The sequence below is a fragment of the Streptococcus oralis subsp. dentisani genome, assembly GCF_002096335.1.
GTDB lineage: Bacteria > Bacillota > Bacilli > Lactobacillales > Streptococcaceae > Streptococcus > Streptococcus oralis_Z.
This window is the reverse complement of sequence record NZ_NCUW01000030.1, coordinates 644,708-658,815: the sequence shown is the minus strand read 5'-3', so window position 1 is coordinate 658,815 and position 14,108 is coordinate 644,708. Positions and strand designations below refer to the sequence as shown.

16 protein-coding genes and 2 pseudogenes are annotated in these 14,108 nt (G+C 40.6%); 14 read left to right on the top strand and 4 right to left on the bottom strand.

Annotation, left to right across the window (positions count from 1 at the left end; all coding sequences use genetic code 11):
- The first annotated feature begins 11 nt into the window (after nucleotides 1-11).
- Nucleotides 12-1,328, top strand: coding sequence for a beta-carotene 15,15'-monooxygenase (locus B7709_RS09740; protein WP_084972598.1), 1,317 nt, complete (start codon nucleotides 12-14; stop codon nucleotides 1,326-1,328).
- Nucleotides 1,329-1,426: 98 nt separating this feature from the next.
- Here the strand turns inward: B7709_RS09740 and trhA are convergent, their stop codons facing one another.
- Both trhA and B7709_RS09730 read right to left on the bottom strand, forming a co-directional pair.
- Nucleotides 1,427-2,074 carry a PAQR family membrane homeostasis protein TrhA gene (gene trhA / locus B7709_RS09735; protein ID WP_001097972.1) on the bottom strand — a complete coding sequence of 216 codons (648 nt, stop codon included), beginning with the start codon at nucleotides 2,072-2,074 and terminating at the stop codon, nucleotides 1,427-1,429.
- Nucleotides 2,071-2,517 (bottom strand): DUF1836 domain-containing protein, encoded by a 447-nt coding sequence (locus B7709_RS09730; protein ID WP_084972597.1) that lies wholly within the window; start codon nucleotides 2,515-2,517, stop codon nucleotides 2,071-2,073. Before B7709_RS09730 ends, trhA begins: the two co-directional genes overlap by 4 nt.
- Before the next feature lie 134 nt (nucleotides 2,518-2,651).
- Between B7709_RS09730 and B7709_RS09725 the strand changes: the two genes are divergently transcribed.
- The 7 genes from B7709_RS09725 (at nucleotide 2,652) to trxB (ending at nucleotide 7,006) form a co-directional block, all read left to right on the top strand.
- Complete coding sequence (locus B7709_RS09725; protein ID WP_084972596.1) at nucleotides 2,652-3,146, top strand: GNAT family N-acetyltransferase; 495 nt, start codon at nucleotides 2,652-2,654, stop codon at nucleotides 3,144-3,146.
- Nucleotides 3,143-3,658, top strand: a complete 516-nt coding sequence (locus B7709_RS09720; protein ID WP_084972595.1) for a methylated-DNA--[protein]-cysteine S-methyltransferase — start codon at nucleotides 3,143-3,145, stop codon at nucleotides 3,656-3,658. Before B7709_RS09725 ends, B7709_RS09720 begins: the two co-directional genes overlap by 4 nt.
- Nucleotides 3,659-3,670: 12 nt before the next feature.
- Nucleotides 3,671-4,027 carry an arsenate reductase family protein gene (locus B7709_RS09715; protein WP_084972594.1) on the top strand — a complete coding sequence of 119 codons (357 nt, stop codon included), beginning with the start codon at nucleotides 3,671-3,673 and terminating at the stop codon, nucleotides 4,025-4,027.
- Nucleotides 4,028-4,183: 156 nt separating this feature from the next.
- Entirely contained in the window at nucleotides 4,184-4,984 is an 801-nt protein-coding gene (locus tag B7709_RS09710) for an amino acid ABC transporter permease (protein ID WP_084972593.1), read from the top strand.
- Nucleotides 4,984-5,727 (top strand): amino acid ABC transporter ATP-binding protein, encoded by a 744-nt coding sequence (locus tag B7709_RS09705; RefSeq protein ID WP_084972592.1) that lies wholly within the window; start codon nucleotides 4,984-4,986, stop codon nucleotides 5,725-5,727. Before B7709_RS09710 ends, B7709_RS09705 begins: the two co-directional genes overlap by 1 nt.
- A 77-nt stretch (nucleotides 5,728-5,804) precedes the next feature.
- Complete coding sequence (locus tag B7709_RS09700; RefSeq protein ID WP_000926603.1) at nucleotides 5,805-6,029, top strand: DUF4059 family protein; 225 nt, start codon at nucleotides 5,805-5,807, stop codon at nucleotides 6,027-6,029.
- A 65-nt stretch (nucleotides 6,030-6,094) separates the two neighbouring features.
- Nucleotides 6,095-7,006 carry a thioredoxin-disulfide reductase gene (gene trxB / locus B7709_RS09695; RefSeq protein WP_084972591.1) on the top strand — a complete coding sequence of 304 codons (912 nt, stop codon included), beginning with the start codon at nucleotides 6,095-6,097 and terminating at the stop codon, nucleotides 7,004-7,006.
- 38 nt (nucleotides 7,007-7,044) lie between these two features.
- On the opposite strand, the gene rlmB is transcribed toward trxB, so the two are convergent.
- Nucleotides 7,045-7,773, bottom strand: coding sequence for a 23S rRNA (guanosine(2251)-2'-O)-methyltransferase RlmB (gene rlmB, locus B7709_RS09690; RefSeq protein WP_084972590.1), 729 nt, complete (start codon nucleotides 7,771-7,773; stop codon nucleotides 7,045-7,047).
- Nucleotides 7,774-7,935: 162 nt separating this feature from the next.
- Here rlmB and tnpA point away from each other — a divergent pair.
- Both tnpA and B7709_RS10400 read left to right on the top strand, forming a co-directional pair.
- Nucleotides 7,936-8,184 (top strand): annotated as a pseudogene (gene tnpA / locus B7709_RS09685) (IS200/IS605 family transposase); the annotation flags it as partial.
- Nucleotides 8,185-8,398: 214 nt separating this feature from the next.
- Nucleotides 8,399-8,554: pseudogene (locus B7709_RS10400) on the top strand (IS30 family transposase); the annotation flags it as partial.
- 51 nt (nucleotides 8,555-8,605) lie between these two features.
- Here B7709_RS10400 and B7709_RS09675 read toward each other — a convergent pair.
- Nucleotides 8,606-10,060 (bottom strand): alpha-amylase, encoded by a 1,455-nt coding sequence (locus tag B7709_RS09675; RefSeq protein WP_084972589.1) that lies wholly within the window; start codon nucleotides 10,058-10,060, stop codon nucleotides 8,606-8,608.
- 271 nt (nucleotides 10,061-10,331) lie between these two features.
- Here B7709_RS09675 and B7709_RS09670 point away from each other — a divergent pair, with 271 nt between their 5' ends.
- Genes B7709_RS09670 through aroB form a run of 4 tightly spaced genes read left to right on the top strand, consistent with a single transcriptional unit; the run spans nucleotide 10,332 to nucleotide 14,099 of the window.
- A complete protein-coding gene (locus B7709_RS09670) occupies nucleotides 10,332-11,495 on the top strand; it encodes a class I SAM-dependent rRNA methyltransferase (RefSeq protein ID WP_162279179.1) in 1,164 nt (387 codons plus the stop codon).
- Entirely contained in the window at nucleotides 11,492-12,169 is a 678-nt protein-coding gene (gene aroD, locus B7709_RS09665; protein ID WP_084972588.1) for a type I 3-dehydroquinate dehydratase, read from the top strand. The genes B7709_RS09670 and aroD overlap by 4 nt, the downstream gene beginning before the upstream one ends.
- Nucleotides 12,159-13,013: a shikimate dehydrogenase gene (locus B7709_RS09660; RefSeq protein ID WP_084972587.1), complete on the top strand. Its 855-nt coding sequence runs from the start codon at nucleotides 12,159-12,161 to the stop codon at nucleotides 13,011-13,013. Before aroD ends, B7709_RS09660 begins: the two co-directional genes overlap by 11 nt.
- A gap of 18 nt (nucleotides 13,014-13,031) precedes the next feature.
- A complete protein-coding gene (gene aroB, locus B7709_RS09655) occupies nucleotides 13,032-14,099 on the top strand; it encodes a 3-dehydroquinate synthase (RefSeq protein ID WP_084972586.1) in 1,068 nt (355 codons plus the stop codon).
- Nucleotides 14,100-14,108 lie beyond the last annotated feature (9 nt).

The following is a 14,108-nucleotide window of genomic DNA, read 5'->3' as shown; positions in this document are numbered from 1 at the left end:
GAGGATTTATTATGCTAAAATTAATCATTTACCAATTTCAGTACTCAAAAAGACAATGGTTAGGAACAATACCATTACTATTTATATCTAGCCTGATTGTTGGAACATCTTTATTTGGTATTGCTAGTTCAATAAAGACTGCTAATATTAACGCTTCACAACTTTTTCAAATGCTAATAATTTTTGGCGGAACTACTCTATTTTTCCTTATTTCAAATAATATAAGACTGCTAATAGATATCTTTAAAAAGGATTACCAATTATGGGCTATCTTAGGCGCAAGCAGAACTCAGTTATCTTTATTAGTATCTGGACAGTTTTATTTAATGGCAGAGATTGTTAGTAGTATTGGTACAATACTTTCATTTATCATGGCAGATAGTTACTACAAATTTTTACAAAATTTATTAGGAAGAGATGAGTTACCTGATTTAGTTATTACAGCCAACATTCAATCAATTTTATTGAGTGTTTTTATAGTCCCAACAATTGTCGGGATAGGGGCTTACTTTTATTCAAGTCGAATACTTAAAATATCATCAATATTAAAACCAAAAAAGAAAAAAAGAAAAGTTACAGTAACTGGATTTGTTAACATCTCTGTTCGTTTATTCCTATGGTTACTATGTATAGGTTCTATTGTTTCAGCAGGTTTTATCAGAAACAAAGAAATAATTGAAACACAGTCAAGCATAATATTATTTTTATTAATTATTCACATCCTTATTATTCAATCACTATCTCCATCAATTCAAATGTTTCTAATAAAATTTTTAATGAGGATATTTCAAACTGAAAATTATGTAATTAATACAGGCTTTTGGAATCTACTATCCAATCCTAGCTATTTGAAAAGTATACAAACTTCAATGAGCATGGGAGTAACTCTCATTTCTGGGTTTATTCTTTACACCCAAAATATGTATTCATTCATGAATACAGCAAACGGTGTAAACGAAGCAAGAGCTTCCTTTATTGCTTATCTGTCTGCTCCAATTATTCTGATTATTACTAGTTCTATTTCTCTTACAATTTTATCTTCTAATAAAGATATTGAGGACATTAAACAGTTAAAGACACTGGGAGTGTCAAGATTACAACTTTTTAAAATACGTATAGGCGAGGCAATAATACATTCGTTGTTAATTTTATTAGTGTCAGTAATTTTCAATTTAATTATTTTAATTTTAGTTAGCCTTATTGGCCAATTTTTAGGCCGTAGTTTAGTAGATATATCAGGTTTCTGGCAATCTAGTCTTATAGTTATTTCTTTGTTAGTTATTTTTTATAGTATTACAAAGGGATTTTATTTATTTCAAGATAGATAAATTAGAATAGTTACTGATTCAAAAAGAACACACTTATTGACATTGAAACCAAAGCAATACTAAAACTAAAAGACAAGGATAAAAAACCTTGTCTTTTTTTACATGTAATAAACAATGGCGATGTACTGGAGTGCAGATGCGGCTAGGATAAAGAGATGCCAAATCATGTGGAAATAAGGTTTTTTCTTGGCATAGAATCCAGCTCCAACTGTATAACAGAGTCCACCAGTTACCATGAGACTCCAAAAGATTGGCGTTGTTTGACTGATAATGGCAGGAATGATAGCCAGAACCAACCAGCCCATAATCAGGTAAAGAGCAAGACTGAATTTCTCATTGACCTTTTTAGCAAAGATTTTATAGAGGATGCCAAAGATGGTCGTTCCCCACTGAATGGCAATAATCAGATAGCCAAACCAGTTATTCATCAAGGTCAATACGACTGGCGTATAAGAGCCTGCGATAGCCACATAAATCATAGAGTGGTCGATGATTCGCAAGACGTATTTGTGGGTCGAACCATAGGCCATCGAGTGGTAAATGGTTGACGAGAGAAACATGAGAAATAGACTGATAACAAAGATAGAAACACCAAAAGATGATAAAAATCCATGTGCTTCGTAACTATAGGTGGATGAAATGGGGAGTAAGATGAGCATGATAACTGCACCCACAGCATGGGTTACGCTATTGGCAATTTCTTCTCCAAAACTGAGTTTTTTACTGAGTTTTAAGCTGGTATTCATTGGGTTTCCTCCTCTTCTTTGCTAAGGATTAAGTCTAGAGTTTGATGATAGAGTTTGACCGTTTGGCAGCTGGTTTGGATAATTGGATTTTCTGGATCGATTCCTTGGTTCATGTAATCCACAAAAGCATCGTAGAGCTGATCTGAGCTCGCTTGAGTTTGTAGAGTATTAAGTGTCTGAGCGATTTCTTGGATCGAAAAGACAGATTTGAGAGTAGTAATGGCAATTAAACGGGCAATCTGTTTGCGTTGGTATTTCTTTTTGTCAGGCTTTGTCAGGTAACCGTGTTTGACATAGTTATTGACCATGGATGCGGTCAGGCCCTTTTCTTTTTCTGGAGAGATAGGGGCACAGACTTGATTGACATAAAGCAAAACCTGATCCAGGTAGAGGTCAATGTTTGGAATGTCTTCCCATTTTGGGTAGGAAAAGATAGAATTCATTTCCAACTCCTTTTTATCTAGTTTCGATAACTAGATTATAAAATAATAAAAAACAAAAGTCAAGTTTCAACTGCTTGTAGAAAGCCCTAAATTATGCTATGATGAGAGAAAATAGTTAGAAATGAGGGGAAAAGATGGAGATTCGTTTAGCATTTCCAAACGAAGTAGATGCGATTATGCAGGTGATGGAGGATGCCAAAAAATGTTTAGCCAAGTCAGGCAGTGACCAGTGGCAAAATGGCTATCCAAATGCCGACATCATTATTGATGATATCATCTCTGGTCAAGCCTATGTGGCCTTGGAAGAGGGAGAACTGCTAGCCTATGCTGCTGTGACCAAGAGCCCAGAGGAAGCCTATGAAGCCATTTATGAAGGAAGTTGGCAGGGGGGAGAGTCGGAATATCTGGTCTTTCACCGTATCGCTGTAGCAACAGATGTCCAAGGGCAGGGAGTTGCTCAGACTTTCCTAGAAGGCTTGATTGAAGGTTTTGATTACCTAGATTTTCGTTCAGATACGCATGCAGAAAACAAGGTCATGCAGCATATCTTTGAAAAACTTGGATTTAGTCAGGTCGGAAAAGTCCTAGTTGATGGGGAACGCTTGGCCTATCAGAAATTAAAGAAATGAAGCAGAATAAGTACGCAAAAATGCTCTACCCGTCGCCAATTGGAACCTTATCCTTAGTTGCTGACGAGCAATATCTGTATGGAATTTGGGTGCAGAACCAAACTCATTTTGAGAGAGGCGTCAATACGCATAGGATGGAAACAGTTAAGGAGCATCCTGTTCTTGACCAAGTTATTTGCTATTTAGATACCTATTTCGAAGGCAGTGTTCAGGATCTATCTGACTTACCTTTGGCTCCTATTGGAACAGATTTTGAAAAGAGAGTCTGGGCATACTTACAGGCCATTCCTTATGGTCAAACAGTGACTTACGGACAAATAGCGCAGGACCTGCAAGTAGCTTCTGCCCAAGCGATTGGTGGAGCAGTGGGGCGCAATCCTTGGTCCATCCTCGTACCCTGTCATCGTGTGTTAGGATCAGGAAATCGTCTGACAGGCTATGCATCTGGAGTCGAAAAGAAAGTCTGGCTCTTGCAACATGAAGGTGTAGCATTTCAAGAAAATAAAAAATAGAAAGAAAAGAAGATGTTAGAATTTATCGAATACCCAAAATGTTCAACTTGTAAGAAAGCAAAAAATGAATTGGATCAACTTGGACTGGAATACCAAGATGTCCACATCGTAGAAGAAACACCAAGTGAAGATGCGATTTTGAACTGGTTGGAAACTTCCGGTTTTGAAGTGAAACAATTTTTCAATACTAGCGGGATCAAATACCGAGAACTAGGCCTGAAAGATAAGGTGGGAAGCTTGTCAAAACAAGAAGCAGCCAAGCTTCTGGCTAGTGATGGCATGTTATTGAAACGTCCAATTTTGGTGGAGAATGGTGCTGTTAAACAAATCGGCTATAGAAAAACCTATGAGGACTTAGGTTTGAGATAGTTTTTATTTATCTCCTTGATAGGTAAAATATATAGCCTCCCTGTTTTAAAGTGTGATAAACTAGAAGATAGACAAAGTCTGAGTAGCCCGTAGCAAATAATTTGCTTGCGAGCAGAAGTATGATAGAATGAATCATTATCAGGAGAGGATGTTTTTATGACTGTTACAACATTTTTAGCATCAGATTGGTACCAAAATTTGATGCAACTCATTCCGGATGGCAAGCTCTTTAGTTTGCGTTCGGTCTTCGATGGAATTCCAAGGATTGTCCAACAATTGCCTACAACCTTGATGTTAACGCTTGGAGGTGCACTCTTTGGTTTGCTACTTGCCCTGATTTTTGCCATTGTAAAGATCAATCGTGTTAAAATCTTATATCCCTTGCAGGCTTTTTTCGTCAGCTTCTTAAAAGGTACCCCAATCCTAGTTCAACTTATGTTGACCTACTACGGAATTCCTTTGTTACTGAAAGCTATCAACCAGCAATGGGGCACTGGTTTCAATATCAATGCGATTCCAGCGGCACTTTTTGCGATTGTAGCCTTTGCTTTCAATGAGGCGGCTTATGCAAGTGAAACGATTCGTGCAGCCATCCTTTCTGTTAATCCAGGTGAAATTGAGGCGGCGCGTAGTTTGGGTATGACACGAGCGCAAGTTTATCGTCGTGTGATTATTCCAAATGCGGCGGTGGTAGCGACACCGACTTTGATCAACTCCCTTATCGGTTTGACCAAGGGAACTTCTCTAGCCTTTAGTGCAGGTGTTGTGGAGGTCTTTGCCCAGGCTCAGATTTTGGGTGGAGCAGATTACCGCTATTTTGAACGCTTCATCTCCGTTGCTCTCGTTTACTGGGTGGTCAATATCGGAATCGAAAGCCTCGGTCGCTTTATCGAGAAGAAAATGGCTATCTCAGCGCCGGATACAGTGTCTACAGATGTGAAAGGAGACCTTCGTTAATGATTAAGATTTCGAATTTAAGCAAATCCTTTTCAGGACAGACAGTCTTGAATCATCTGAACTTGGATATCCAAAAAGGTGAGGTAGTGGCTTTGATTGGTTCATCTGGAGCTGGGAAATCAACCTTTCTTCGTAGTTTGAACTACCTTGAAACTCCAGATAGTGGAACGATTCAGATTGACAATTTTAAAGTTGATTTTTCTCAGATTAGCCAAGAAGAGATCCTAACCCTTCGTCGCAAGTTGTCCATGGTTTTCCAACAGTTTAATTTGTTTGAACGCCGAACAGCCCTTGACAATGTCAAGGAAGGTTTGGTTGTCGTTAAAAAATTATCGGACGAGGAGGCAACAAAAATCGCTAAGGAAGAGTTGGCCAAGGTTGGTCTTTCTGACCGTGAAAATCATTATCCTCGCCATTTATCAGGTGGACAAAAGCAACGGGTTGCCCTCGCGCGTGCGCTTGCTATGAAACCAGATGTCTTGCTCTTGGACGAGCCTACTTCAGCCCTTGACCCAGAGTTGGTCGGTGAAGTAGAAAAGTCTATTGCAGACGCTGCCAAGTCTGGTCAGACCATGATCTTGGTTAGTCACGATATGTCTTTTGTAGCCCAAGTGGCAGACAAGGTTTTATTCCTAGATAAAGGGAAAATCATCGAGTCTGGCACACCGGATGAAATCATCAATTATCCGAAAGAAGAACGGACAAAAGAATTCTTCGCTAGTTACAAACGGACTTATATTTGATATAATAGAAAAAGGAAAACTCAGTTAGTTGGACTAGCTGAGTTTACTCTTTAAAAAAGATAGAAACGAGAGAGATCATGCTGCTGCAACTATTTTCTTTGTATTTCGAGAGTTTGATCTTAACGACCATTCTCGTCGTGATTTTTTTAGGGATTTGGATTGGATTGCGAGCTATGTCTGGTGTGGACAAGACAGCCAAGGCTCGTCAAGCCCATCTCTATGATATGATTATGATTGGAGTTTTGGTAGTTCCGGTGTTATCCTTTGCCGTTATGAGTTTGCTCTTGGTTTTCAAGGCATAATCCTTGCGTGACTAGCAAGAATAAGTTAGAATAAAGACAGTTACAACAAGAAAGAAGGAATCGAAATGTACGATACGATTATTATCGGTGCTGGACCTGCGGGAATGACAGCTGCCTTATATGCTGCTCGAAGCAATCTGAAAGTTGCTTTGATTGAAGGTGGTCTGCCAGGTGGGCAAATGAACAACACCTCTGATATCGAAAACTATCCTGGATATGCCAATATTAGTGGACCTGAATTGGCAGAGAAGATGTTTGAACCTCTTGAAAATCTTGGAGTAGAGCACCTTTATGGATTTGTTGAAAAGATTGAAGATCATGCCGACTATAAGAAGGTCATCACTGATGACCAAGTTTATGAAACCCGTACTGTCATCGTGGCAACTGGGTCTAAACACCGTCTTTTGGGTGTTCCTGGAGAAGAAGAACTAAATAGCCGAGGCGTTTCTTACTGTGCGGTCTGTGATGGTGCTTTCTTCCGTGACCAAGACTTGCTCGTAGTTGGTGGAGGAGATTCTGCGGTAGAAGAAGCTCTCTTCTTGACTCGCTTTGCAAAGACTGTTACTATTGTTCACCGTCGAGATGAACTTCGTGCTCAAAAAGTTTTGCAAGACCGTGCCTTTGCAAATGAGAAAGTCAACTTTATCTGGGACTCTGTAGTCAAGGAAATCAAAGGTGAAAACCGAGTAGAGTCAGTTGTATTTGAAAATGTGAAAACTGGTCAAGTGACAGAGCAAGCCTTTGGAGGTGTCTTTATCTATGTTGGACTAGACCCTGTTAGTGATTTTGTTAAGGATCTGAATATTCAAGATCAGTCAGGCTGGATTGTAACAGATAATCACATGAAGACTGCCGTTGATGGTATCTTTGCGGTTGGAGATGTTCGCCAGAAAGACCTTCGCCAAGTGACAACAGCAGTTGGTGATGGGGCTATCGCTGGGCAAGAAGCCTACAAGTTTATTACCGAACATAGTTAATCATAAAAAAGTTTCCAATCAGGTTGATTGGAAACTTTTTATAGCCGGTTTCGGAAAACTTCGTACATGAGAATGGCTGCAGCAACACTGGCATTAAGGCTTTGAACATGTCCATTCATGGGAATGGTAATCATCTCATCAACCTGCTTTTTGATGTTGCTCGAGATGCCTTTTCCTTCATTTCCAATGATGAGGGCGATTTTCCCTTTTGTATTCCATTTGTGGCAAGGAGTACCGTTCATATCCGTTCCAAAGGTCCAGAAACCTTCATCCTTGAGTTTATCTAAGGTTTGACTAAGATTGGTTACTCGGGCAATCGGTACGTGCTCAATGGCACCTGTGGCCGTTTTGGCAACGACAGGAGTAACTCCGACAGCACGGTGCTTGGGAATGATGACACCTGAAACATTGGTCGCATCAGCAGTTCTCAAGATAGAACCCAGATTATGGGGATCAGTTAACCCATCCAGAATCAATAGCAAAGGATTTTCTTCTTGCCGCGTTTTGGCAAGGATTTGATCGAGCTCGCTATAGGCAAATTCAGATACTCTAAGGACAAATCCTTGATGGACGGCACCTTCGGTCATTTCAGAGAGGGATTTTTTTGAGGTCCAAGAGATGGACACCTTTTTCTCAGCAGCCAGTTCCTTGACTTTCTCAACATTCTTCCCCCTTAAATCTTCTTGGAGGTAGAGTTTGTTTCCGGTGTTTGCAAGCAGGGCTTCAGTAACGGCATGGACGCCATAGACAATATCATTTGTTTTCATGCCTCTATTATAACACAAAACCCCGTCTTGTGAACAGTACCCCAAAAGTTAGACAAATCAACCACCCGCTATGTAGGCGCGCGTCGAAGGTTATACCAAAAAAACTCCAAACACCATACAATAAAGGTGTTCAAGCCAATTGTAAAGCGAAAGGAGAAAACCATGGCACAGAAGTCTCATAGTTTATCACACACAAAGTGGCACTGTAAGTATCACATTGTGTTCACCCCTAAGCATAGACGAAAAGTAATCTATAATTAATATCGGAGTAGTTTAGGCGAAATATTTCATCGCTTGTGTAATTATAAAGGTGTTGAAATTATCGAAGGACACTTGATGCCATACTATATACATATGTTAGTAAGTATTCCACCAAGGATAAGTGTTTCTAGTTCCATGGGTTATTTAAAAGTTTGAATATACAATATTCAGTGCACAATAAAAATTCATAAGATTTTCTAATAAAATAGAATTGAACGAACTAGTTACTAAAGGAAATCTTATGAGCTCCTATCATTTTACCATAGATGAGCGTGAAAGTATCCTCATTTACCATATACAAGGCCTAAATGCTAAGCTGCTCCATCGTCACCCTTTCAGCATTAGTCGGGAATGGAAGCGACATCTAAGAGAATATTTTCCAAAAGGAAGTGATATAACATTGGTTGATGAACAAACCATTTAGCTGTGGGAGAACAAACTTAATAATAGGTCACGAAAATATCTTAACTGGAAAACACCTTATGAAGTTTTCTATGAAGAAAATGTGTACTTAATTTGATAATTCAAGATATTTTAAAAAACCAAATCCTAGTGGACTTGGCTTAGTTTTTTAGATTTTATTGGCAGCCCAGACACTTACCGAAGTAGCTGAGACAGGGAATTGTCCATAACCTTCCTCATCAATTGTAACTTGACCTTGGTGGTTTCCAAGTAAATCTACAAAGGTCTGGTTAGCCCATTCTTGGCCGACAAACATGGACTTGATGTTTTCTTGGTCATTTGAGATAAGGACTGCGATTGGGGATTGGTTTTCAGCACCTGAACGAACCCATCCGATACAGTTAGCATCGTCAAAGTAGTCTGTTTGCTCTCCATAAGCTCGGTCTTTGCGGATGGCGAGGAGTCGGTCAAGGACTTCTTTGAAATCTTCTTGGGCGTATTTTCCTGAAATACCATAGTAGTCTCCGTAAAATACACATGGAAGACCATCTTGGCGTAATAAAATGAGCGCATAGGCTGCTGGTTTAAACCATTCTTCGACGGTTGATTCGAGTGCCTGTCCTCTTTGAGTATCATGGTTATCAACGAAAGTGACAGCCTTATCAGGCTTGAGTTCAGCCAAGCTATCAGTAAAGATAGTACGAAGGTCGTAGCTTGCACCAGCTTGGCTGGCTTCAAAGAGGTTTTGGTGGAGACGAACATCGACAAGGTCAAAGCGTTCTTCCGTTTTCTCGAGATAGTCTAGGTTGGCTTCCTTGTCTGGATTCCAAAATTCCCCGAAAACATAGAAATCCTCACCGTATTTCTCCTTCATATCACGGATGAAATTGCCCATAAAGAAGGAATCGATATGCTTAACGGCATCCAAGCGGAAACCTGCCACACCAGTCGTTTCAATGAACCAGTCAGCCCAGTCATAGATATTTTGGATGACTTCAGGGTGCTTAAAGTCCAGGTCAGCGTACATGAGATAGTCGTAGTTGCCGTTTTCGTTGTCGACTAATTCCTCATTTGCCCAACCTTTATTATCTCCTTGGATCAGGTAAATGCCAGACTTACGGCGTTTGGCATCGTAGTCAGTACCAGTAAAGTGGTACCAGTGCCATTCAAAGTCATTATAGGTTTTCTGACGTCCATCAAAAGTGAAGTGGGTCCATCCGTTGATAGTAAAGGGTTCACTTAGTTGAACTGTACGGTCCTCAGGATCGACTTCGATGACCTGAAAGGCTTCCATGTGATCGGCAGCGGCCTTGTGATTGAGAACCACATCGGCCATAGGTTGGATTCCCTGTGCCTTTAGGGCTTGAATGGCTTGAAGATAGTCTTCTTTGAAACCATACTTGGTACGGACAGTCCCTTTTTGATTAAATTCTCCTAGATCAAAAAGATCATAAACGCCATAGCCCACATCTTTTTCATTGGTCGCCTTGAAGGCAGGTGGCATCCAGACATGACTGATACCAAGATTTGCTAGGTGTTCAGCGTCATCTGCCAATCGCGTCCAGTGTTGTCCGTCGTGGGGCAGATACCATTCAAAGTATTGCATAAGTGTCTGATTTTGCATAGTTTTTCCTCTTACTTATCAATGATGTGTTATATTCTACCATAAAGTCCAGAACTACGCAAACGTTTGCGCATTTTTTCTATCCCCCTTTCTAGAATTGTCTATTTTTAGAGATTGCTCCCCCTCTCTCTATTGCTGGGAAAAGGGTTTTTAGGATAAAGAATAATATGACTAAACTTTTTAACAAAAGTGACACTTAGTAAACTAAAGTATAGATGGTTAAACGGTTTCTTTTTTGAGAATTGTCACAAAATTTGCTATAATAGTAGCTATGAATAGAATTAGGGTCAGCAGACGTGTTGAAAAAAAGCTAGCTAAGGGGCTAGTTCTTTTGGAAGCAAGTGATTTAACAGATATTGATCTGACGGATCAGGCAGTAGAAGTTTTTAGTCAAGACGGGAAGTTTTTAGGGACTGCCTATCTTTCTCAGCAGAACAAAGGCATTGGCTGGTTGGTCAGCAAAGAAAAAGTTTCTTTCGATCAAGCCTTCTTTGAAACTCTGTTTCGTAAAGCTAAGGAAGCTAGAAAGTCTTATTATCAGGATGACTTGACAACTGCCTTTCGCCTCTTTAACCAAGAGGGGGATGGTTTTGGGGGTCTGACTATTGATCTCTACGGAGATTATGTGGTTTTTTCTTGGTATAACTCTTATGTTTATCAGATTCGTAAGTTGATTATAAAAGCTTTTAAGGAAGTCTTTCCTGAGGTCTTGGGGGCTTATGAGAAGATTCGTTTTAAAGGTCTAGATTACGAGTCTGCTCATGTCTATGGTGAGAAAGCGCCAGACTACTTTACTGTTCTTGAGAATGGCGTACTCTATCAGGTCTTTATGAATGATGGCTTGATGACAGGCATTTTTTTGGATCAGCACGAGGTTCGTGGTAGTTTGGTAGACGGTTTAGCCATGGGCAAATCCTTGCTCAATATGTTTTCCTATACAGCTGCCTTTTCAGTTGCTGCAGCTATGGGAGGTGCGAGTGAGACGACTTCTATCGACTTGGCCAAACGTTCGAGAGAACTGTCAGAAGCTCATTTTACGGCAAATGGACTCAGCACAGATAACCATCGTTTTATCGTCATGGATGTCTTTGAGTACTTTAAGTATGCCAAGCGAAAGGGCTTGGCATACGATGTGATTGTCCTGGATCCGCCGAGCTTTGCTCGCAATAAAAAACAAACATTTTCTGTGGCTAAGGACTATTACAAGTTGATTTCCCAGAGTCTAGAGATTTTAAATCCGGGAGGCATTATCATTGCTAGTACGAATGCTGCCAATGTTTCCCGTCAGAAATTTACAGAACAAATTGATAAAGGTTTTGCAGGAAGAAGGTATCAAGTCTTGAACCAATATGGACTTCCAGAAGACTTTGCCTATAATAAAAAAGATGAAAGCAGTAATTACCTCAAGGTGATTGGTATGAAGGTTAGTAGATGAAATTAATCGTTTCAGTGATGCCAAGAAGTTTAGAAGAAGCGCAAGAGCTGGATGCCACACGGTATGAAGATGCCGATATCATTGAGTGGCGTGCGGACTTTCTTGCCAAGGACGCTATTTTACAGGTAGCACCCGCTATCTTTGAGAAATTCGCAGGACGTGAACTTGTCTTTACTCTTCGGACTCGCGCAGAGGGAGGAGAAATTGAGCTGTCTTCCGAAGAGTATGTTCAAATCATCAAGGAAGTTACCCAGCTCTATCAACCAGATTACGTTGATTTTGAGTATTTCAGCTACAAGGACGTTTTTGAGGAGATGTTGGATTTTCCAAATCTTGTATTGAGTTACCATAATTTCCAGGAAACACCTGAAAACATGATGGAGATCCTGTCTGAGTTGACCAGTCTCTCTCCAAAAGTGGTTAAGGTATCTGTCATGGCCCATACGGAGCAAGATGTTTTAGACTTGATGAACTACACACGAGGATTTAAAACACTCAACCCTGAGCAAGACTACGTGACCATTTCCATGGGGAAAATGGGCAAGGTATCTCGTATCACTTCAGATGTGACGGGTTCAAGTTGGTCATTTGCGAGTCTTGATGAAGCGAGTGCTCCAGGTCAGATTTCTCTATCAAACATGAAAAAAATCAGGGAGATCTTGGATGAAGCTTGATGGCTACACACGTATGGCGGCTGTCGTTGCAAATCCCATTAAACACTCTATCTCACCTTTCATCCACAATAGTGCCTTTGAGGCGACAGCTACCAATGGTGTTTATGTGGCTTGGGAAATTGAAGCGAGTGATCTGGCAGAAACAGTCACTAATATTCGCCGTTACCAGATGTTTGGGATTAATCTCTCCATGCCCTACAAGGAGCAAGTGATTCCTTATCTGGATGAGTTGAGTGATGAGGTTCGTTTGATTGGGGCAGTTAATACAGTTGTTAATCAAGACGGAACGTTAATTGGATATAATACAGATGGCAAGGGATTCTTTAAGAGCTTGCCTTCTTTTACAATCTCGGATAAGAAAATGACTATTCTGGGAGCAGGTGGTGCGGCCAAGTCCATTTTGGCACAGGCTATTTTAGATGGCGTCAGTCAGATTTCAGTCTTTGTTCGTTCAGTTTCCATGGAAAAAACAAGACCTTACCTGACCAAGTTACAGGAGCAGACAGGCTTTAAAGTGGACTTGTATGCTTTAGAGGATATTTCTGAACTGCAAGAAAAGATTGCCAAGTCGGATCTACTTGTCAATGCGACTAGTGTGGGAATGGACGGTCAGTCGTCCCCAGTTCCAGAAAGCATCAATTTGCCAGAAACTCTCTTGGTGGCAGATATCATTTACCAACCATTTGAAACACCATTTTTGAAATGGGCTAAAAGTCAGGGCAATCCAGCTGTCAATGGTCTGGGAATGTTGCTCTATCAAGCTGCTGAAGCTTTTCAACTGTGGACAGGAAAAGAAATGCCGACAGACGAGATTTGGCAGTCCTTAACAGAAAAATATAAATAGTGAAAAGGAGATCCTACTATGAAAATCATAATCGATATTCCACATCATCCTTATGATATTCAGATTGAAAAAGGTTGTCTATCGCAAGCAGGTCAATGGTTGCGAGAGCTTTGGCAACTGCAAAAAGTGATTATCGTAACAGACAACCATGTGGCCTCACTCTACGCGGAGAAGGTCAAGCTCAGCCTGGAGGATGCTGGTTTTCAGGTAGCTGTTTTTGACTTTTTAGAAGGTGAAGAAAGAAAGAATTTAACTACTGTTCAGAAAGTCTATGAATTTTTAGTCAAGCAAGGTCTGACTCGTAGCGATGGGATTGTGGCCCTTGGTGGTGGTGTCGTTGGAGACCTGGCAGGCTTTGTGGCCTCTACCTATATGCGGGGCATTCACTTTGTTCAGATTCCGACTAGTTTGACAGCCCAGGTTGATTCTTCTATCGGTGGTAAAACAGGTGTTAATACTCCTTTTGCTAAGAATATGGTAGGAACTTTTGCCCAACCTGATGGGGTTCTGATTGATCCGCTTGTCCTAGAAACGCTCGGAAAAAGAGAGCTGATTGAGGGGATGGGCGAGGTCATCAAGTATGGCTTGATTGAGGATGTGGAACTATGGGCTCTCTTGACGGAGTTAGATGGTTCTGTTGAAAGCATTTTAGAACATGCAGAGTCTTTGATTGAACATTCTTGCCAAGTTAAGCGCAAGATGGTAGTTGAGGATGAGTTGGACAAGGGTGTCCGCCTTTACCTCAATTTTGGCCACACTATTGGGCATGCTATAGAAGCGACTGCCGGTTATGGAAAAGTCATGCATGGGGAGGCTGTCGCCATGGGCATGGTGCAGATTTCCAAGGTTGCTGAGGGGAAAGGCCTCATGCCAGAAGGAATAACTCAGTCTATTACAGCTATGTGTCAGAAATTTGGTTTGCCTGTTGACTATGAAAACTGGGATGTTGATAAACTTTATCAAGCTTTGACTCATGATAAGAAAGCGCGTGGGAACACCTTGAAATTGGTCTTGGTACCAGAGCTTGGTTCAGCGACCATTCACCCAGTTTCTCTGGAAGAGATGAAAGACTACTTGGTAAAATAAGGAGAACGT

Bases quoted from the DNA above. Each gene is read 5' to 3' on its own strand.
- B7709_RS09740 (WP_084972598.1), top strand. From the start codon at position 12: ATGCTAAAATTAATCATTTACCAATTTCAGTACTCAAAAAGACAATGG.
- trhA (WP_001097972.1), bottom strand. From the start codon at position 2,074: ATGAATACCAGCTTAAAACTCAGTAAAAAACTCAGTTTTGGAGAAGAA.
- B7709_RS09730 (WP_084972597.1), bottom strand. From the start codon at position 2,517: ATGAATTCTATCTTTTCCTACCCAAAATGGGAAGACATTCCAAACATT.
- B7709_RS09725 (WP_084972596.1), top strand. From the start codon at position 2,652: ATGGAGATTCGTTTAGCATTTCCAAACGAAGTAGATGCGATTATGCAG.
- B7709_RS09720 (WP_084972595.1), top strand. From the start codon at position 3,143: ATGAAGCAGAATAAGTACGCAAAAATGCTCTACCCGTCGCCAATTGGA.
- B7709_RS09715 (WP_084972594.1), top strand. From the start codon at position 3,671: ATGTTAGAATTTATCGAATACCCAAAATGTTCAACTTGTAAGAAAGCA.
- B7709_RS09710 (WP_084972593.1), top strand. From the start codon at position 4,184: ATGACTGTTACAACATTTTTAGCATCAGATTGGTACCAAAATTTGATG.
- B7709_RS09705 (WP_084972592.1), top strand. From the start codon at position 4,984: ATGATTAAGATTTCGAATTTAAGCAAATCCTTTTCAGGACAGACAGTC.
- B7709_RS09700 (WP_000926603.1), top strand. From the start codon at position 5,805: ATGCTGCTGCAACTATTTTCTTTGTATTTCGAGAGTTTGATCTTAACG.
- trxB (WP_084972591.1), top strand. From the start codon at position 6,095: ATGTACGATACGATTATTATCGGTGCTGGACCTGCGGGAATGACAGCT.
- rlmB (WP_084972590.1), bottom strand. From the start codon at position 7,773: ATGAAAACAAATGATATTGTCTATGGCGTCCATGCCGTTACTGAAGCC.
- B7709_RS09675 (WP_084972589.1), bottom strand. From the start codon at position 10,060: ATGCAAAATCAGACACTTATGCAATACTTTGAATGGTATCTGCCCCAC.
- B7709_RS09670 (WP_162279179.1), top strand. From the start codon at position 10,332: ATGAATAGAATTAGGGTCAGCAGACGTGTTGAAAAAAAGCTAGCTAAG.
- aroD (WP_084972588.1), top strand. From the start codon at position 11,492: ATGAAATTAATCGTTTCAGTGATGCCAAGAAGTTTAGAAGAAGCGCAA.
- B7709_RS09660 (WP_084972587.1), top strand. From the start codon at position 12,159: ATGAAGCTTGATGGCTACACACGTATGGCGGCTGTCGTTGCAAATCCC.
- aroB (WP_084972586.1), top strand. From the start codon at position 13,032: ATGAAAATCATAATCGATATTCCACATCATCCTTATGATATTCAGATT.